The organism is Candidatus Ancaeobacter aquaticus (genome assembly GCA_030765405.1).
GTDB classification, from domain to species: domain Bacteria; phylum Auribacterota; class Ancaeobacteria; order Ancaeobacterales; family Ancaeobacteraceae; genus Ancaeobacter; species Ancaeobacter aquaticus.
In genome coordinates this window covers 16,638-33,592 of record JAVCCP010000005.1, presented here as the reverse complement: position 1 = coordinate 33,592, position 16,955 = coordinate 16,638, and the positions used below count along the sequence as shown (strand labels likewise).

The window sequence follows — 16,955 nt, the reverse complement described above, 5'->3', positions numbered from 1 at the left end:
AGTACTATTTCAGTTTATTCCCATAATACTATGGCGCAATCTTCATGTATTGTGCTATAGTACGGCACTATGAAATTAGGGATAATAGGTTTAGAACAATCAGGTAAAACTACCGTTTTTAATGCGCTTACAGGGGCAAATAAAGCGGTCGGCACATTCAGCAAAATCAATGCAAATATCGCTGTTGTGAAAGTGCCTGATGAACGTATCAACTGGCTCGTATCATTATATAACCCTAAAAAGACGACGTATGCAGATATTGAGTTTGCCGATATACCGGGAAATATTAATGATTCTTCTGATGCAAAAATGGTCGCTACCGCACGCGAGGTAGAAGCCCTTGTTTTTGTTGTCCGAACATTTGAAAACGAAAATGTCCTTCACCCATTAGATACCATTGATCCCATCAGAGACGTCTCCGAAATCATGACCGGTCTTATTATAGCCGATATGTCCATAGCTGAAAAAAGAGCTGCAAGGCTCAGAGTATCAGTAAAAAAAGCGACTGAAAAACAAAAAGAAGAGATTATTGAACTTGCAGGAATTGAAAAGATACTGCAAAAACTTGAAGATGGAAAACCTGCATCCGAGGCAACACTTACCGAACAGGAAGAAAAGGCTGTACGAAACTTCCAGTTTCTTACACAAAAACAGTATTTCGTGCTCATTAATGTAAGTGATGATGCACTGAATTCTGATGCCACAAAAGAAATATTAACTAAGATCCCCCATTCTATGGCGATGTCTGCACATATCGAAGCGGAGCTTCGCACACTCGATGAAAGTGATCGTCAGGCATTCCTCGAAGATCTCGGTATTAAAGAACTTTCATTAAACGATTTTATCCGTACTGCCTACAATACTCTTGGTCTCATATCATTCTTTACTGTCGGTGAAGACGAAGTCCGTGCATGGACAATTGAAAAAAATACGAAAGCGGTTAACGCTGCAGGAAAAATCCATTCTGATCTTGAACGCGGTTTTATTCGCGCTGAAACATTCACCTATGATGACCTCAAATCAGCGGGAAGTGAACATTTAGTGAGAAATGCAGGAAAATTTCGTCTTGAAGGGAAAGAATACATCGTTAAAGACGGTGATATCATGTGCATAAAATTCAGCGTGTAAGCTTACTTCTCTATCTAGTTATCTTTAAACGTACAATTCTTCTTCTTTAATCACCCCGGCTATAGTATACTGTATAAATCATTTAAACATAGAACACAGTGAAAAGATCAATATCAATAAGGAGATCTCATGCACACTAAAAAATACAGTACAATTCTAGTATCTTTGACTATTTGTTTTATAGCCATTATATTCTCTTCTTCACGAATATATGCACTAGAAGAAACAGTTCAAAAGATCACTCAGTCCTTAGAAGAAAGCAGTACTACTGAAGAGGGACCTGCCGGTAACAAAACTGATGCCGTTGTTAAAAAAATTACCGTTGAGATCAAAAAAACAGAAGAAATACAAACTCCGGAAGAAGCCATACAGGAAGAACTTAAGAAAGAAACAGAAGAGAAAAAAGAAGAGATCAAGCAGGGTGAAAAGGATCTGGAAAAAGCAAAAACAGATGCTGAAAATATAATAGAAGATAAAGTAGTCCTCGAAAAAGAAGCCGCAGTGAAGGAACACGCAGCAGCGGTCGCGGTGCAGGAATTAAAAGTAATCAAAAAAGAAGCGGAGACAAAAAAGGATCCCGAAACGCTTGCAAAAGCTAAAAAACTCGCTGAAGAAGTCCAAAAGGCAAAGGCTGAATCTGAATTATATAAAGAAAAAATAAAGATCGTAGAATTCAAAGCTGAAACCGCTCAAAAAAAGCTCGAAGCGCGCCAGGCAAAAATGACTGATCTCAAGGAGGATTATGAACAGCTTCGCATAGATACCATCAAGCATCAGAGTATCTTTTATAAGTCTCAAAAAGGTCTCCTGATACTTGTTAGTGGCTTATTTCTTCTCTTTTTACTGCGGTTCAGTCTAGCTAGAGCAAAGAAGCTACTTACTAAAAAAGATGCCATTAGAGAAACTGAACAGGTACTGCATTTAAAAACAATTCTGGCCCTATTCAGATGGCTGGGCTCTCTCATTATATTTGGCTTAATAGTATTTTTTGTTCTCGATAGTTTCGGCTTCAATATGGCACCTCTTTTAGCGGGTGCTGGAATTATCGGTTTGGCATTCGGTTTCGGTGGACAGTATCTCATACGAGACATCATTAACGGTATTTTTATTCTTCTTGAAGGACAATACAGGATCAACGATGTCATCAAGATAAACGATACGGGCGGACTTGTTGAAAACATAACACTTCGCGTAACCAAACTGCGTGATCTTGAAGGGAGGGTCATTTATATCCCAAACGGTGAAATTAAATCTGTTATAAATTTTACGCAGGAATATGCCCAAGCACTACTAAATATCGGTGTTGCATATAAGGAAAACGTAGACCGCGTTATGGATGTCATTAAACAAGTTGGTGTCGGCATGAGACAAGATCCTCACTACGGAAGACTCATCCTTCAGAATCTTGAAATGCTCGGGGTAGACGACTTTGCCGATTCACAGGTTACCATTAAGTTCCGCATAAAGACTCTTGCTATGAAACAGTGGGAAGTTGCCCGCGAATTTCGAAGACGCCTCAAAAACAAATTCGATGAACTTGGAATCGAGATCCCATTTCCACACAGAACGGTATATCTTGGAACAGGTCCTGATAATGATTGGATAAAAGACTGGGCGTTTAAAGAAGGTACAAAAAAAGAAAAAGGCGAATAAGAATACCGCTCGAGTGGATATTTGATAGATATGCCGGCTATGTTTGTTGCGTTAACCACTTCAGCGCTTCATGATCGTCTTCAAAGACCATAACGGTGTTTTGTGATGAGAGCTTTTCTCCCTGAGACCATAGCTTATCCCACGCGTCCTTGTATCCCCGATCAAGAAGAATCGCTGATCTTCCCTTTCCTATTACCCCATCGTGCTCTTTGTGAAACGCTCTTATCTTCTCTAAGTCTTTGAGTGTCACATCACAAAAAGCAAGTTCTCTATGATCAAAAAGCAAATCAGCATGAAGTTTCCACTGAGGATGCCTCATTATGCCGCGTGCCATGGAAAGAAAATCATTGGCATTCATTTTACCGCTGGTCGTAACAGAAAAATATGATTCACAATACTCTATATTATAATCCATGATAATCATATACACCCTCCGCACATTCAATAACTGATAGTTTTATGATTTCACCATAACCAAGAGCATTTTAAAACGTTCTACTGATTTAAGCGCGTGAGGTTTATTTGCCGGCATCATGATAATATCACCAGCTTTTACCGTATGAGGCTTTCCGGCGATCATTATTTCTACCGTACCGTCTAGGACATATACTAATGCATCAAACGGTGCAGTATGTTCGCTTAATCCCTGCCCTTTATCAAATGCAAATAATGTGACTGTGCCCGTATCTTTACGAATGATCTCTTTACTCACTACCGAATCATCATTGTAACTCACTAGATCTGTTAGATTTTCTGCATGCTCAATGATTTTTTCCATTTTCTTATTCCTCTCATTTACCGGCTTTATCTGTTTCTTTGTCTCGTTTAACAGGATATTTTTTAAACATTTCAACAATCGCTTTTCGAAGCTTTTTGTTCCTCTCTTCCGGTTTCAACTCTTCTTCAAGCGGAAAATCTGCGCTTGCTGTCCAGAGGACTGAATCTGTCTGGCTATTGATCATATTAATTATAAGGTTTGCCTGTTTCCATTGATAATCAAGAACAAGCCAATTTCTCCCCCACTCGCGTGCAGCATAGTTTGACTTTTCAACAAAATCTTCTGGCAAATCGTCTCGTGGCCCCATATCAACTCTATAGGGTTTTTCCATATCCCGAAATGATATCGTATACCTGATAAAACAATCGGTATTACCACCCTCTTCTTTTACTAAATCTCTTAATCTCAGTTGTTCATCAATCGCACTTTTTATCAGCTCATCATCAAAAATGGGAGTTTTAGAAGACGATTGAGAAAAGCGGTATGTTTTTATAGCAGTAAAATCTACTGAGCGGTCTTGTGCATGATATGTTTCAATAGAGCTACAGCCGGAGAATGAAATAGACAAGAATAGAACGCAACAACTAACTAAATATGGAATATATTTCTTAAAAGGTATATGCATGGAGATAATTATATGTCACTTCTCACACATTCTCAAGAAAACAAAAACCAATTTCTTAAACTTTTTTCTTTCTCTTATGCGCAAGTATCTCCATTGCGAGATCCACATAAATAGCGATGTCCCTTTTTCTTTTGCTTTCTTCTATATGCAAGAATTCCTAACGCACCGAATGCTAATAGCCCTAATGTGCTTGGCTCAGGGACTTCACCGCCACCTTCAAGCCCACTCCCCAAATAAATATAATATTTCCCGTCAAGCATCGTCCATGAATCACCAATAACATGACCTTCATATCCGGGCAAATCACCGGCGATATAGCTCCAGGTAATACCGCCGATATCTATTGGGTCTGGACTTCCACCATTGTCACCAGCAGTATACAACTCAGCAAGCCTTAAAACGGTAATTTTTTTTGAGCCAGTCGTTTCCAAACCCTTCAACGCTTCAAAGGCCACTTTTGCTTTGAACTCCTTGCTGAATTGCTTCCTCATGCTTCCCATTCAGATCTCCTATGGTTAGTACCACCATTATACCTACTAAATAAATTGCATGAATTCACTATTTGAGCTACCATTAAAGAAGAGGTGAACTATGAAATTAACTATATCAATAGCACAAATAGATGTTGCAATTACAAGGCCACAAGAAAACATAAAGAAAGCCGAGCCGCTGATCACTGAAGCGGTCAAAAGGGGAAGCGATCTTATTTGCTTTCCTGAAATGTGGACAACCGGTTTTAACTGGGGATACAATGAACGTAATGCTCAAGATCACGAAAAGATCTCCGGGCAAATTTCACAACTGGCAAATAAATACAAGATATGGATAAACGGTTCTATTCTTTCCCTCAATGAGAATCAAAAAGTGTCCAATACATCAATTTTATTTGATAAAGACGGGGTTAAAGCAGGCGTATATCGTAAAACTCATCTTTTCAGTCTTCTTCACGAAGAGAAACATATGGAAGCAGGAGACAAACTCACTCTTGTCGATACACCGTGGGGGCTCATTGGTCTTACTGTATGTTACGACATACGATTCCCTGAATTATTCCGGACATACGCCCTAAAAGGCGCAAAGATGATTCTTTCACCCATGGCGTTTCCCCACTCACGACTCGATCACTGGAAAGTACTTGTACGTGCACGAGCAATAGAAAACCAAATGTTCATTATCGGGACAAATCAGGTCGGTACTGAAGACTTTGGTGAAGACGGGATAATTACCTATTGCGGAGACTCTGTTATTATCGATCCATGGGGACATACGGTTATTCAGGCATGTGAAACACAAGAAGAACTTCTTACCACGACAATAGATACTGACCTCGTCGATGAAACACGAAAGAAAATGGAAGTATTTAAAGACAGACGTACAGATCTGTATGAGCTTTAATAAACACATTTTATTCTTTGTAGCAGTCTGCGGCATAGTTATACACCGAGACACTCCATGCATCCTGGAACACCCTGTATGCAACATCTAACTTAGATGGTCATGAAGTTGTAGCAGAATGCAATCCCGGCCTCACTCCCGAACAAATTCCTGCAGGCGATGATTCATCTGATGCTGACAGGGCTTTTCGTGCTGTGTATCATTTTGAGAAGAAAACACAAACGAACCACACTAGTGAACCATTGATAATTTTCTTGCGCCAATAACAACAAACCCGCCTTTTCCAAAATCTTTTTTCGGTGTTTCAATTGAAGTTATTTTATCGGGCAGATCGAAAAGAGACTGATAACAGGTTATTTCACCAAAACCGGTCTTTATCAATAAATCATGCAATTCATCCACCCCAAAGAAATGTGCATGCTTATAAAATATGCTTTTCTTTTTCTGATAATACTTGCCTAAAAAACTGTTCTTATCAACTATACCGATAACAATTTTTCCATTTTTCTTTAAAACTCTCGCGGCTTCTTTTAAAACTTTCACATGGTCATTAACAAAACACAACGTAATAATAATCGCTGTGTAATCAAATGTGTTGTTCAAAAAAGGCAGCTGTTCACCAAAGGCTCCTAACACATTAACCGCACGTTTTTCTGCAATTTTAAGCATGCTTGACGAACAATCTACGCCAACGAAAATTCCTAACGGAGCGGCAAACCTACCGGTCCCCACACCGATCTCTAATCCCTTACCCTTTTTCGGCAAAACCTTTTTTATAGATTCAAGTTCTGATAAGTAAGCAAAATTGTTTCTGTCGTACCACGCGTCATATTCCTCGCAATTTTTATTGAATATTTCCATATTCACCTGCTCTTTATTCAGTTGTTTCAGATTCTGATTCTTCTACCGGATGTGTCGGCATACTAAGGGCTTCAACTTGTTTCTTGTGATACTTCTCAATGATTTCAGCAACGGTAAGGCCCTCTTCAACTTTGTATATGTCTACGTAATTTTCTTTGAGCATATAATATGATATTTCACCGATCTGGGACGTGAACAATATATCGAGCTTATATCTAATTACCGCTTTTATAACTTTAATCCCTATATGTTTCTTTATGCCAAGAAACTCGTTGTAATAGAAATCTTCTATTTCTACGTCTTCTGTATTGTTTAGTTTCACTATAACAAAATAGGGCGCCCGGCCAAAATGCCCGTGCACTTTTGACTCTAACCCATTAATTTCTTTAACAGGGATAATAGCAGAAACTGTCTTTCTCTTTGAGGGTTCAATATGTATAAAGACAGATTCTATGTGCTTATAGTTTTTTATAACAAAATCTTCCGCCTTGTCCGCAAGTTCATGAGCCCTATATAAAGGAAGATTGGGCGATGTCTCGATTTTGCACTCGACCATCTTAAATGGACCCGACTGCCGTATCTTAACTTCACTGACCCCTTTGACCCCATAGATCTTGTTTATTTTTTCCTCGATATCATGCTGGAGCTCGGGATCTAAATTTGCGTCCATTAAAACCAGTAAAGACATCCACACGTTTTCCAATCCCAATTTAAGAATCAAAAGAGAGATCAAGATAATAATAGAACCTTCAACATAAGGAATATTTGCGTACGCAAATATTATTCCCCCTAAAACAACGATTGAGGTCAAGATATCGAGAAAAGACTCTCCGGCATTAGCAAGAAGTGAATGGGAACCAATAGACATACCAACAGCTTTTTCTTTCTTCGCCACGAAATAAGCCGTGACAGCGGATACTATACATACAATAACAGGTATCATCGGAAACGTTTGCGCCGGAGCTATATAAAATAATTTTTGATACCCATCGCGCAATATCTCAATGCCGGCAAAAACAATTAAAGACCCAACTATAAGGGTAACCAATGTTTCCGCTTTGTATAAACCATAAGGAAACCTCTTTGATTTTTTCTTAGACGCGAGCCAAAGCCCAAAACCGGATGCGAATACCGCCAACAGATCGGCCCCGCTGTGAAAAGCATCCGCGATCAACACGCTTGAGTCGAACATATACCCCGCAAACACTTTCATAACCGCTAGTATTAATGTTACAAAAGCAGCGAAAAAGGCTGTTCTTTGCCCTCGTATCAATCCTTTTATATTGTCCCTATTATTTTCCATATGCATACACAGCTATCCTATTTTGTATGGTAGCCACTATCGTGTTTTCCCCGCAATCAGAATAATGTTTTATTCTTGATCCAGGAACTGCCTGGTCATAGCAGATCCACAGTTTGGACATTTCGTCTTGAAGCACGGTACTCCCCGGGTATGAGCACTCACCGTTTTACATTGGGGGCAAATGCAATTTGCGGGCGGTTGCCCTAAACTAGACCCTCCCGAGCCTTTCCCTCTGCCAAATCCTTGTCCTCCTGTTCCTTTCCCTTTTCTAAAACCAAATGGCATATTCACTCCTTTTTTTAATCTATGTGTTACCCTTACGGGATATTCTATTTAATGCACAGGCAGAACTTTGATTGTGCCGCATATCGCCATACATAGTCCATGCAAGAGGACAATAAGGCATATAAGGCTCGGTAATGTGCATAAGTCTACCGTCTGATATAATTATAAATGAAGAGAAATATCGTATACAATGAACGTCTCGGCAGGCATTTTTATGCTTTTCGACAATTTTTAGCGCACTTATACGATTCATTATTTTGTGGTTATTCTCTCCCGTCTAAATAATACAAACCGTTCTCATCCGCGTATGATCGTATACTTATACTTTGCCTCTTCTTTTCAGAGTGTCTTTGTTGCTGATAGGGGTAACATTCTTCTTTTCCGCTTTGTACACTGAAACAACGTTCATCCCGTGAAAATAGGTTTCTATGGTATCAATTTCTGATTTCGATAATGGCCTTGCGGCACATGGCCTTAAAGGGGTATTGATCTGCACCTCAGCCGGTTCGATTTCTCGCGCAATACGGGCAATCTCTTTTGCGTATTCTTTGTTCTCCCGAACAAACATACACTGCAACGCTAATTTTCCCTTATATATTTTCTTAAAATCCAGGATTGCCCTGAAAACAGTATCATATTGTATTGTATTCATCGGACGGTTCACTTCAGCGAATAGCGGCTGTGAACAGGCATCAAGTTTTACCGCGACATAATCAGCTAACAATAAATCGTCAACAACATCTTTTCTGTCTAATAATGAAGCGTTGGTAATCACCGCGATCTTGTCATTTCGTATTTTCTTAATCGCCTTTATCATGGAACCTAAATTCTCAGCTAATGTCGGCTCAGCATTTCCAGAGAAAGTTATATAGTCTACATGTAACGTAGAGAGCGAATCCAATTCTTTGATAATCTCTGTTACAGAAACATATGATTTTCTTTTATCACTATAATTATTTGTTCTCCCGAGCTGACAATATAAACAATCAAATGTGCATATCTTTTCCTTTTCAGAAACAGGATCAACACCGAGAGAAACCCCTAACCTCCACGAAGAAACCGGTCCATAAATATATTTGCAATCTCTTTTCACGACACATTTCCTTTCAGCGCATAGCGCGATTGCCCATGCGATACCGTCTCTTATCCATTATTCTTGATAAAAAGCTCGATCTTACCCACTATTTCATTCATGATCTTTGCGGTCTGATTCTCGCTTTTAAAATGAATGAACGGTTTGCCAGCGTCCCCGTGTTTAACCATTGCAGGATCAACCGGGATCTTACCCAAAAACGGCACGTTGAAATCACCCGCTGATTTTTCTCCGCCGCCGGAACCAAACCAGTCTATTTCTTTTCCACAATGCGGACATGACATACCGCTCATATTCTCTATTATTCCTACCACATTAACCTGTAAGTTTTTTGCGAATAAGACAGATTTTCTGGCATCCATTACCGCCACATCTTGCGGTGTCGTAACAACGATCGCGCCGGTAACAGCAGGAATAAGCTGGCAAACACTTAAAGGTTCATCACCTGTTCCCGGAGGAGAATCAATAATAAGGTAGTCAAGCGAACCCCAGTTGGTATCGCTTAATAATTGTTTTATTGTTACCATCTTAAGAGGACCGCGCCATATAATCGGCTGATCCTGATCCTCTATAAAAAATGACGTGCTCATGGCCTTTAAATTTGGCAATACTTCTACAGGCTCTATACCCGCGTCAGATACCTCCGGTTTTTTCCCTTCGACTCCGAGCATTTTAGCAATGTTCGGGCCATGTATATCTACATCAAGAATACCGACCGAATGTCCGTTAACAGCTAATTTATATGCCAGGTTTACAGCAACGGTTGATTTTCCCACACCGCCTTTTCCGCTAATAACGACCAGCTTGTTCTTTATATCAGCCATCTTGCTCAACAGCCGCTTATCCTGTTCAATTTCTTTTGTTGTCTGTTCTCTCACACGGGTCTCCTATCTTTTTTGCGCTTTTAGCAACCCTAGTTTTCAAGTAAATAATCTGCGATTGCCCTATAAAGTGTACTCACCGCTAATATCGAACAATGACAATGATCACTGGACAATCCTTTCAATGATGCAACAACACGTTTTGGAGATATACCGAGCGCATCATCGATCGTTTTTCCACACACAAGCCGAGCGGTTATTTCTCCGCACGCGGTGGTAGAAACACACCCTTTGGTATAAAACTTAACATCCTCTATACGTCTATCGTAAATACTGAGATAAAACTCCATTTCATCTCCACAGGGACCTTTTATATGCGCGGCGCTTGTAGGATCGTTCATTCTTCCGAAATGTCTGGCTTCTTTAGACACTGTCGCTATAAATTCAGGTTCTATTTTTTTCTCATCTACAGCAATTTTTGTTCTGTGATTTCTCATATACAGCCACCATTGAATAATTGTTTATATATTTTATACATCTGTCATCCAGCCGTCATAGAACCTTTTTAAATGTTCATCATAATCACTATACAAAGCATTCTTTTTGACATCCTTCTCTCTAAAAGAATATCTATATTCCGCACAATAGGCGATTATTATTTCTCTGGCATGATTAATTTCTTTGATCGTTTCTTCACATTTTACCTTATCTTCTTCTTTGCACTTGTCTGGATGATATTTAAGGCTAAGCTGTCGATAGGCTCTTTTTATGTCTTCTATGCTTGCTTCTTCATTTAAGCCTAGCATCTTTCTCGCATTGTCAATTTGTTTAAAATCCGCCATCTCTTCCCTTTTCTTTATTACATACTAACTTCCGTAAGCTACGCATTAATCTATTTGCATGGTCTTTCAGCTACCAATATTTCCTGATATTTACTTCTATGTTTTTCAATAGAAAAACCTTTCTCAGACAAATACTTGCTCATATCTGATAGATTTGTTTCCGATACTTCGTGTTTTCTACCCTCACTTGCATGAATCTTAGCAATTACTTCAAAACCTTCTTCACTGAAATCACCAAGGATAATTTTACCCCTAAATAAAATCACTCTGATCAATTCATCTATAACCTTAAATGGATTTTCAAGGTGATGGAGCACATTAATAGATAAAATAACATCAAAACTTCCTTCTTTATAACTTAAATGTTCAGCATTCTCTATATGAAAATCGACCTGTTTTTCCAGGCCAAAATATTCTATATTCAAACGGGCGTATTTCTGTTCTTCATCAGAAATATCGATACTAGTTACCTTGTACCCCTCTTTTGCAAGTGCAACGGTAAAATGTCCTTTACCCGTCCCAACCTCTAGAATATTGCCTTGAAGGGGATATGATTTTCCAAGAATAAATTTTCTCTCTTCTTCAACATCGTAGCCAAAACTTTTATGATAGCTACTTCTTTCAAGATATCTTTCATGGTTCTCTATTACAGCTTTTTCCATAATGATCCCCTTAACATTCTTATACTGCTTTTTTAGCTGCACTCACCGTGGTCCTGACACGCATCTATTCCGCCTAAGGCATCTTTAAGAAGTGCCTCAACCGCATCTTTCGCCCGCCCTGAACAGGCAAATATATTTACCCCTGCCTGTGCAAATTTATTCTGCGCGCCCATTCCCATACCGCCTGCTATCACGTGAGTGACATCGTGTTTTAATATTTCATCTACTGCAATACATCCGGCGCCACCGTGCACAGCGGTATTGGCACTAACCGTGGCATTTTTTATCTCATTGTTTTCAACATCAACAATAAGAAAATACTTACACTGCCCGAAATGAAGTGATACATTGCTTTCCAACCCTTTGTCATCATCTAAAGTAATACCTATTTTCATTTATACCCCCATGGTTTTATTTATTTTGGCATCCTCAGCGCTTCTTGTTTGCAGCATGCGCCTCTACCTGAGGCAATCGTACTTTAATAATGACAATCATTATCATTTACTAACATACCCTGCAATACTGATCTCTGTCAAGGGAATGATTTATATCGTCCAGGAGATATTATTTTGGGATTTAAGCTTTATGCCACACAGCTATCAATTTTCCGCACTCTAACAATTACCTACTGATTTTGTTGACACATTTACGTTTTTTGATAGAATAATCCAGAATCTGATAAATTATTATTATTAAGGACATGGATTGGATTATATGTTAGATAAATTAAAACCTCTTATCATTGGTGATCTGAAAATTAATATACCTATTTTTCAAGGCGGCATGGGGATCAGGGTATCTACCGCTTCCTTGGCCAGTGCGGTTGCTAAATGCGGCGCAGCAGGCATAATTTCCGGCGTTGTTCTGGGTTACGGTACAGACCTCAATGAAACAGATTTTGCCCAAGCTTCGATAAAAGGCCTTCAAAAAGAAATACGTATGGCCAAAGAAGCAACTGATGGACCAATAGGTATAAATATATTACTTGCAGTAAGCAATTATGAGGATTTAGTAAAAATTGCTGTTGAAGAAAAAGCCGATTTTCTTGTTACCGGAGCTGGTTTACCTTTAAAGCTCCCGGAACTAACTGAAGGCTCACCGATTAAACTGATACCGATCGTTTCTTCCGGAAGAGCCGCAGAACTTATCATCAAGACATGGAATAAGCGCTACAATCGTGTTCCTGACGCTATCGTTGTCGAAGGACCATTAGCAGGCGGGCATTTAGCGTTTAAGTCAGAAGATTTGAAAGCTGGTACAGCTGAGTCACTTGAAGATTTAGTATCAGATGTTCTAAAACCTGTGAAAGAATATGAGAATAGCTTGGGTGTAAGCATCCCCGTTATAGCTGCAGGAGGGATCTTTGACGGTAAGGATATCGCTAGGTTTATTAGGCTAGGTGCATCAGGAGTGCAAATAGCAACACGCTTTGTCACTACTCATGAGTGTTCTGTATCAGAAAAATTTAAACAGCTGTACGTTGACGCTACAAAAGACGACATTGTTATTCTCGATAGTCCCGTAGGTATGCCCGGAAGATCAATAAAGACCAAATTTGTTGAAAAAATAATGAACAATGAAAAGATTTCATACAAATGTCCCTACCATTGTCTTAGAGCTTGCAACCCTAAAATAGCTCCCTATTGTATGACCGGAGCTCTCTGTAACGCCGTAATTGGTGATATTGATAACGCGGTTGTATTTGCCGGAAGCGAAGTACATAGAATAAACAAGATCGTGTCAGTAAAAGAGCTGATAGACGAACTCGTTACTGGTGCGAACGAAGAGCTTAGTAAGGTTTAGAAGAATACTATCACATATATCCAAACATACTTCATCACAAACTCAAAAACTAACAGTACAGCCAACGCCTCCAAAAAAAATGTTTTGCGTGAGTATGTCTGACGGTGAATCTTTATCCCTGCTCGCTTTATCTCGATAGGTCCTGTGACGTCTTACCGAATGAGGCATGGTACAGGCGCGGTTACTGAGCTTCTGCCCCCTCCATATATAAGTACTTCCAATAGAGCTCCCGAATTCAAAACCTAAGGGGGAATGTTTTCCTATTTTTTCTAATGGGTCATCTATAAACGGGATTGTCTCAATACCGAGTTTCGTTTTACCAAAGACATGCTCTAAGTGTTTACCGGCAAAACTATCAAATACTTTTATGAACATCTTTTTGAGGAAACTGATTTGCCGTTTATTAGTTATTTTTACGATATAGCATAGTCAATCCAATATCAGTCATAACCATACAGGCGTTGAGCATATATAAAAATATTACAATGTTTCTTTCGCCAAAATATTGAAATAGCGTTCCTGCTATATACCCTGTAAAGATAATAAAGAGAAACAGAACGCTTTTACCGGCAGAGTTTTTTGACTTAAGCATCTTGTAAATTGAAAAAGGCCACGCCGCGCCAAAACAAACAAGCATTATTACTTCAAAAATATCAGGATTCATATGTATATATTCCTATATAATTTCACATTGACGGTTCAAACATTACAACTACACTTTTTTCTTCTCAAGATCATTTTTTGTTCATTATAGGAATCAATAAATACACTTTGCTTTTTTGAGCCGGTGGCATCCCTACTGTTAAGATCACTCTGATGATTGTATCCTCTTCGTATCATCTCCTCCACAAGTTTATTATGCCTTATGTAAAGAGCTGCTAATTTATTTTTCCACCTTAAAGTTTCAGGATGCTTGGAATACCCTTTCTTATTATTGGTGAGTATAGACCATATTGCGTGCAATTCTCTATGTTCTCCAAGAAGATGGTTTCGGCAAAGATTTTTTGGAGAAATATCCCATATTCTCATAATGTGATTCTTATTTTAAATGTCAAACATGTTCTATGTCAGTATGCTCTGAGAGTTCACTATTTGTCGTACACAAATCCGCAATTGACAGCTTATGCACATCATCGTTTCCAGTAAGACGAGCAAAATCTTTCAGCTCATCCGAGGAAACCCGTAGAAAATTCTCAAGGCGCTCGGATGAATGGTCGATATTAAATCGTGACCGTAATTCCGGATCTTGCGTGGTGATACCTACCGGACATTTTCCGGTATTGCAGCTCCGGTATTGCTGACAACCCAAAGCAATCAAAGCGGACGTGCCTAAGGCAACAGCATCTGCACCAAGTGCTAACGCTTTAATAAAATCAGCAGAAACCCTAAACCCTCCGGTAATAAGGAGTGATATCCCCTCGCATTTCGTATTATCAAGGAACTTTCTTGCACGGTAAAGTGAAAAGATCGTTGGAATAGATGTCGCCTGTTTGACAAATTTTGGTGCCGCACCCGTCGCACCTGCTCGCCCATCAACAGTAATAAAATCTGGCTGCGCGTACACAACATACTCAAGGTCTGCCTCTATATTACCTGCGGCGATCTTAACCCCTATAGGTCTGCCTTCAGACTTTTCTCTTAACCAGGATACCTTTTTCTTGAGATCCTCTTTATTAAGGATATCTTCAAAATGAGCAGGACTAATAATATCTTCCCCTTCAGGGAATCCACGGACCTCGGCTACTTCCTTGGTAACTTTCTTTCCCGGTAGATGTCCTCCCATACCGGGTTTACTTGACTGCCCTATTTTTATCTCAATAGCGTCAGCATTCTTTAAATTCTCATCGGTAATACTGTACTGGTTAGGAACATATTCCAGTATATATTTGTAAGAAAAGTCCTTTGCTTCCTTGAGTATACCGCCCTCTCCTGAACAGGTTGCTGTATGCACAGCGGCACTACCTCGCGCAAGCGCTATTTTTGCCTCTCGAGATAATGCTCCAAATGACATGTGGGTGACATACAAAGGTGTCTCAATAATAAGAGGTTGTTTCGCTTTGGATCCTATAACAGTCTGTGTTGTAACCGACTCGTCCTTATTTAAAGGCACCTTTGCAAGTTGGGCACCTTTTATAAGTATATCATCCCAAGAGATCACCGGTTTCTGCGAACGCATTGGTTCGATAATGGACTCACCTGTCACCGCGATGGTGTGGATGTCCTCCATATGCCCCTCAAAGGAATCGCGATCTCTTGCCCACTGGCTCAAATAAGTGTCTGTCGCATCTTCAGCTGTTTTAGGTGATGCAAGCACACTCTCAGCAGCAATAGGTTGAAAATAGCTCTTCTTAGATTCACAGACAGGACAAACCCAGTTGTCCGCTAAATCAGCCCAGCTGACACCTTCCTTTTCCTCATCATAACGATTACCACATACTGTACATTCATAAACAGCCATCGATTTGCCTCCCTTTATTCATAGAATTAGAAACTAAGACAATCCGGTTCATAATATTCTTTTGGATTCTGGCAAGCAGGACATTTTGGCGGTGGTTCGACGCCTTCATGCATATAGCCGCAGATGCTGCATTTCCATTTGATCGGGGTTTCCCGTTTATATACCGTGCCATTCTCTACCATTGCCAAAAGTTTTTTGTATCTTTCAGCGTGCTGTCGCTCGATCTTTGCTACTTGTCTAAACAACCGTGCAGCGTCAGCATTACCTTCTTCTTCAGCATCTTTAGCAAAATTAGGGTACATCTCCATTGTTTCGTGGGTTTCGCCATCTATTGCTTCTTTTAGATTTGTTTTTGTGTCTCCAATACCACCTAATAATGTAAACTCGTCTTTTGCATGCTGCATTTCATTCATTGCTGATTCCTCGAACATCTTAGCAATGTAATGATAGCCTTCCTTGCTAGCGATCTTAGCAAAATACGTGTACTTATTACGAGCCTGTGACTCACCGGCAAATGCAGCTAACAAATTCTTTTCGGTTTTTGAACCTTTCTCTACACCCATGTTGCTCCTCCTTATTTTTATTTGTTGCTCACTTTATCGCAAAAATTGATTGAACAATCCATACTTTTTCAGCTTTTTTCTTTTACGAACGGATCATTATCTTTATCAGAGTTCCAAACATATTCAGTCAGTTTTGCAACATCATTGCTTTCTTCTTTAGAAAACATTCGTTCTATTAACCCCAGTGCCATATCCATGCCCGCGGACACACCTGAAGAGGTAAAATATTTACCATCTTCTACCCAACGAGCTTTGGGGATCCAATTAACATTTCTATTTTGTTCTACAACCCAATTAAATGCTATTTTATTCGTTGTCGCATTACAATTGTTGAGTAGCCCCGTCTTTGCCAGCAATGCTGCACCGGTACATACAGTTGCAACATACTGTGCTTTTTTGGATGCGGTATAAATATAATCTATTACATTCTTATTGTTCACTTCTTTTCTTGTTCCAGGACCACCCGGAATGAGGAGAACATCAAGGTAGGGAGCTTCCTTAAACGTACTATCCGATATAATTTGAGGGCCTTGTCTACTGGTAACTATCTTTTCCTTTTCAGAGATCAACACAATTTGAATCTTATCATTAAGCATCCCAAACATCTCTAAAGGACCAAAAAGATCTAATAGTTCAAAGTCATCAAATATCAAGGCACCAAGTTTTATAACTTTATCATTCATAC

At 39.5% G+C, this 16,955-nt stretch carries 22 protein-coding genes; 4 read left to right on the top strand and 18 right to left on the bottom strand.

Features of this window, described 5'->3' with window-relative positions:
• Nucleotides 1-69: 69 nt before the first annotated feature.
• A complete protein-coding gene (ychF, locus tag P9M13_00440) occupies nt 70-1,128 on the top strand; it encodes a redox-regulated ATPase YchF (protein ID MDP8261753.1) in 1,059 nt (352 codons plus the stop codon).
• A 129-nt stretch (nt 1,129-1,257) separates the two neighbouring features.
• Entirely contained in the window at nt 1,258-2,781 is a 1,524-nt protein-coding gene (locus tag P9M13_00435; protein ID MDP8261752.1) for a mechanosensitive ion channel, read from the top strand.
• 37 nt (nt 2,782-2,818) lie between these two features.
• On the opposite strand, the gene P9M13_00430 is transcribed toward P9M13_00435, so the two are convergent.
• The 4 genes from P9M13_00430 to P9M13_00415 all read right to left on the bottom strand — a co-directional run bounded on the left by P9M13_00430 (nt 2,819) and on the right by P9M13_00415 (nt 4,684).
• The gene (locus P9M13_00430) at nt 2,819-3,205 is read right to left on the bottom strand and encodes a hypothetical protein (GenBank protein ID MDP8261751.1); all 387 of its coding nucleotides are present in this window, start codon (nt 3,203-3,205) and stop codon (nt 2,819-2,821) included.
• A gap of 33 nt (nt 3,206-3,238) precedes the next feature.
• Nucleotides 3,239-3,559, bottom strand: a complete 321-nt coding sequence (locus tag P9M13_00425) for a cupin domain-containing protein (protein MDP8261750.1) — start codon at nt 3,557-3,559, stop codon at nt 3,239-3,241.
• A 13-nt stretch (nt 3,560-3,572) separates the two neighbouring features.
• Nucleotides 3,573-4,184: a DUF4136 domain-containing protein gene (locus P9M13_00420; GenBank protein MDP8261749.1), complete on the bottom strand. Its 612-nt coding sequence runs from the start codon at nt 4,182-4,184 to the stop codon at nt 3,573-3,575.
• Between the two features lie 74 nt (nt 4,185-4,258).
• Complete coding sequence (locus tag P9M13_00415) at nt 4,259-4,684, bottom strand: PEP-CTERM sorting domain-containing protein (protein ID MDP8261748.1); 426 nt, start codon at nt 4,682-4,684, stop codon at nt 4,259-4,261.
• Nucleotides 4,685-4,775: 91 nt separating this feature from the next.
• Between P9M13_00415 and P9M13_00410 the strand changes: the two genes are divergently transcribed.
• A complete protein-coding gene (locus tag P9M13_00410; GenBank protein ID MDP8261747.1) occupies nt 4,776-5,579 on the top strand; it encodes a carbon-nitrogen family hydrolase in 804 nt (267 codons plus the stop codon).
• Nucleotides 5,580-5,810: 231 nt separating this feature from the next.
• Here P9M13_00410 and P9M13_00405 read toward each other — a convergent pair whose 3' ends face one another.
• The 8 genes from P9M13_00405 to P9M13_00370 all read right to left on the bottom strand — a co-directional run bounded on the left by P9M13_00405 (nt 5,811) and on the right by P9M13_00370 (nt 11,841).
• The gene (locus tag P9M13_00405; protein ID MDP8261746.1) at nt 5,811-6,440 is read right to left on the bottom strand and encodes a class I SAM-dependent methyltransferase; all 630 of its coding nucleotides are present in this window, start codon (nt 6,438-6,440) and stop codon (nt 5,811-5,813) included.
• Between the two features lie 13 nt (nt 6,441-6,453).
• Nucleotides 6,454-7,743 carry a cation diffusion facilitator family transporter gene (locus P9M13_00400; protein ID MDP8261745.1) on the bottom strand — a complete coding sequence of 430 codons (1,290 nt, stop codon included), beginning with the start codon at nt 7,741-7,743 and terminating at the stop codon, nt 6,454-6,456.
• Between the two features lie 604 nt (nt 7,744-8,347).
• Nucleotides 8,348-9,121 (bottom strand): radical SAM protein, encoded by a 774-nt coding sequence (locus P9M13_00395; protein MDP8261744.1) that lies wholly within the window; start codon nt 9,119-9,121, stop codon nt 8,348-8,350.
• Nucleotides 9,122-9,171: 50 nt separating this feature from the next.
• Nucleotides 9,172-9,999 (bottom strand): Mrp/NBP35 family ATP-binding protein, encoded by an 828-nt coding sequence (locus tag P9M13_00390; GenBank protein MDP8261743.1) that lies wholly within the window; start codon nt 9,997-9,999, stop codon nt 9,172-9,174.
• A gap of 35 nt (nt 10,000-10,034) precedes the next feature.
• Nucleotides 10,035-10,439, bottom strand: coding sequence for an iron-sulfur cluster assembly scaffold protein (locus P9M13_00385; protein MDP8261742.1), 405 nt, complete (start codon nt 10,437-10,439; stop codon nt 10,035-10,037).
• A 33-nt stretch (nt 10,440-10,472) separates the two neighbouring features.
• Entirely contained in the window at nt 10,473-10,784 is a 312-nt protein-coding gene (locus P9M13_00380; protein MDP8261741.1) for a DnaJ domain-containing protein, read from the bottom strand.
• A 50-nt stretch (nt 10,785-10,834) separates the two neighbouring features.
• On the bottom strand, nt 10,835-11,446 hold the full coding sequence (locus P9M13_00375; protein MDP8261740.1) for a class I SAM-dependent methyltransferase: 612 nt from the start codon (nt 11,444-11,446) through the stop codon (nt 10,835-10,837).
• Nucleotides 11,447-11,478: 32 nt separating this feature from the next.
• On the bottom strand, nt 11,479-11,841 hold the full coding sequence (locus P9M13_00370; GenBank protein MDP8261739.1) for a NifB/NifX family molybdenum-iron cluster-binding protein: 363 nt from the start codon (nt 11,839-11,841) through the stop codon (nt 11,479-11,481).
• A gap of 319 nt (nt 11,842-12,160) precedes the next feature.
• Between P9M13_00370 and P9M13_00365 the strand changes: the two genes are divergently transcribed.
• Nucleotides 12,161-13,249, top strand: a complete 1,089-nt coding sequence (locus P9M13_00365; GenBank protein ID MDP8261738.1) for a nitronate monooxygenase family protein — start codon at nt 12,161-12,163, stop codon at nt 13,247-13,249.
• Between the two features lie 42 nt (nt 13,250-13,291).
• Here P9M13_00365 and P9M13_00360 read toward each other — a convergent pair whose 3' ends face one another.
• The 6 genes from P9M13_00360 to P9M13_00335 form a co-directional block, all read right to left on the bottom strand.
• Nucleotides 13,292-13,624 carry a hypothetical protein gene (locus P9M13_00360; protein ID MDP8261737.1) on the bottom strand — a complete coding sequence of 111 codons (333 nt, stop codon included), beginning with the start codon at nt 13,622-13,624 and terminating at the stop codon, nt 13,292-13,294.
• A gap of 28 nt (nt 13,625-13,652) precedes the next feature.
• Nucleotides 13,653-13,913 (bottom strand): hypothetical protein, encoded by a 261-nt coding sequence (locus P9M13_00355; protein MDP8261736.1) that lies wholly within the window; start codon nt 13,911-13,913, stop codon nt 13,653-13,655.
• Nucleotides 13,914-13,948: 35 nt separating this feature from the next.
• Nucleotides 13,949-14,278, bottom strand: coding sequence for a pyrimidine dimer DNA glycosylase/endonuclease V (locus tag P9M13_00350; GenBank protein MDP8261735.1), 330 nt, complete (start codon nt 14,276-14,278; stop codon nt 13,949-13,951).
• Between the two features lie 22 nt (nt 14,279-14,300).
• Nucleotides 14,301-15,707, bottom strand: coding sequence for a glutamate synthase-related protein (locus tag P9M13_00345; GenBank protein MDP8261734.1), 1,407 nt, complete (start codon nt 15,705-15,707; stop codon nt 14,301-14,303).
• 26 nt (nt 15,708-15,733) lie between these two features.
• On the bottom strand, nt 15,734-16,270 hold the full coding sequence (locus tag P9M13_00340; protein MDP8261733.1) for a ferritin family protein: 537 nt from the start codon (nt 16,268-16,270) through the stop codon (nt 15,734-15,736).
• 68 nt (nt 16,271-16,338) lie between these two features.
• The gene (locus P9M13_00335) at nt 16,339-16,953 is read right to left on the bottom strand and encodes a DJ-1/PfpI family protein (GenBank protein ID MDP8261732.1); all 615 of its coding nucleotides are present in this window, start codon (nt 16,951-16,953) and stop codon (nt 16,339-16,341) included.
• Nucleotides 16,954-16,955 lie beyond the last annotated feature (2 nt).

What these genes read in the sequence shown, in the direction of transcription:
- ychF (MDP8261753.1), top strand. Translation starts at nt 70, where the DNA reads ATGAAATTAGGGATAATAGGTTTAGAACAATCAGGTAAAACTACCGTT.
- P9M13_00435 (MDP8261752.1), top strand. Translation starts at nt 1,258, where the DNA reads ATGCACACTAAAAAATACAGTACAATTCTAGTATCTTTGACTATTTGT.
- P9M13_00430 (MDP8261751.1), bottom strand. Translation starts at nt 3,205, where the DNA reads ATGATTATCATGGATTATAATATAGAGTATTGTGAATCATATTTTTCT.
- P9M13_00425 (MDP8261750.1), bottom strand. Translation starts at nt 3,559, where the DNA reads ATGGAAAAAATCATTGAGCATGCAGAAAATCTAACAGATCTAGTGAGT.
- P9M13_00420 (MDP8261749.1), bottom strand. Translation starts at nt 4,184, where the DNA reads ATGCATATACCTTTTAAGAAATATATTCCATATTTAGTTAGTTGTTGC.
- P9M13_00415 (MDP8261748.1), bottom strand. Translation starts at nt 4,684, where the DNA reads ATGGGAAGCATGAGGAAGCAATTCAGCAAGGAGTTCAAAGCAAAAGTG.
- P9M13_00410 (MDP8261747.1), top strand. Translation starts at nt 4,776, where the DNA reads ATGAAATTAACTATATCAATAGCACAAATAGATGTTGCAATTACAAGG.
- P9M13_00405 (MDP8261746.1), bottom strand. Translation starts at nt 6,440, where the DNA reads ATGGAAATATTCAATAAAAATTGCGAGGAATATGACGCGTGGTACGAC.
- P9M13_00400 (MDP8261745.1), bottom strand. Translation starts at nt 7,743, where the DNA reads ATGGAAAATAATAGGGACAATATAAAAGGATTGATACGAGGGCAAAGA.
- P9M13_00385 (MDP8261742.1), bottom strand. Translation starts at nt 10,439, where the DNA reads ATGAGAAATCACAGAACAAAAATTGCTGTAGATGAGAAAAAAATAGAA.
- P9M13_00380 (MDP8261741.1), bottom strand. Translation starts at nt 10,784, where the DNA reads ATGGCGGATTTTAAACAAATTGACAATGCGAGAAAGATGCTAGGCTTA.
- P9M13_00375 (MDP8261740.1), bottom strand. Translation starts at nt 11,446, where the DNA reads ATGGAAAAAGCTGTAATAGAGAACCATGAAAGATATCTTGAAAGAAGT.
- P9M13_00370 (MDP8261739.1), bottom strand. Translation starts at nt 11,841, where the DNA reads ATGAAAATAGGTATTACTTTAGATGATGACAAAGGGTTGGAAAGCAAT.
- P9M13_00365 (MDP8261738.1), top strand. Translation starts at nt 12,161, where the DNA reads ATGTTAGATAAATTAAAACCTCTTATCATTGGTGATCTGAAAATTAAT.
- P9M13_00360 (MDP8261737.1), bottom strand. Translation starts at nt 13,624, where the DNA reads ATGTTCATAAAAGTATTTGATAGTTTTGCCGGTAAACACTTAGAGCAT.
- P9M13_00355 (MDP8261736.1), bottom strand. Translation starts at nt 13,913, where the DNA reads ATGAATCCTGATATTTTTGAAGTAATAATGCTTGTTTGTTTTGGCGCG.
- P9M13_00350 (MDP8261735.1), bottom strand. Translation starts at nt 14,278, where the DNA reads ATGAGAATATGGGATATTTCTCCAAAAAATCTTTGCCGAAACCATCTT.
- P9M13_00345 (MDP8261734.1), bottom strand. Translation starts at nt 15,707, where the DNA reads ATGGCTGTTTATGAATGTACAGTATGTGGTAATCGTTATGATGAGGAA.
- P9M13_00340 (MDP8261733.1), bottom strand. Translation starts at nt 16,270, where the DNA reads ATGGGTGTAGAGAAAGGTTCAAAAACCGAAAAGAATTTGTTAGCTGCA.
- P9M13_00335 (MDP8261732.1), bottom strand. Translation starts at nt 16,953, where the DNA reads ATGAATGATAAAGTTATAAAACTTGGTGCCTTGATATTTGATGACTTT.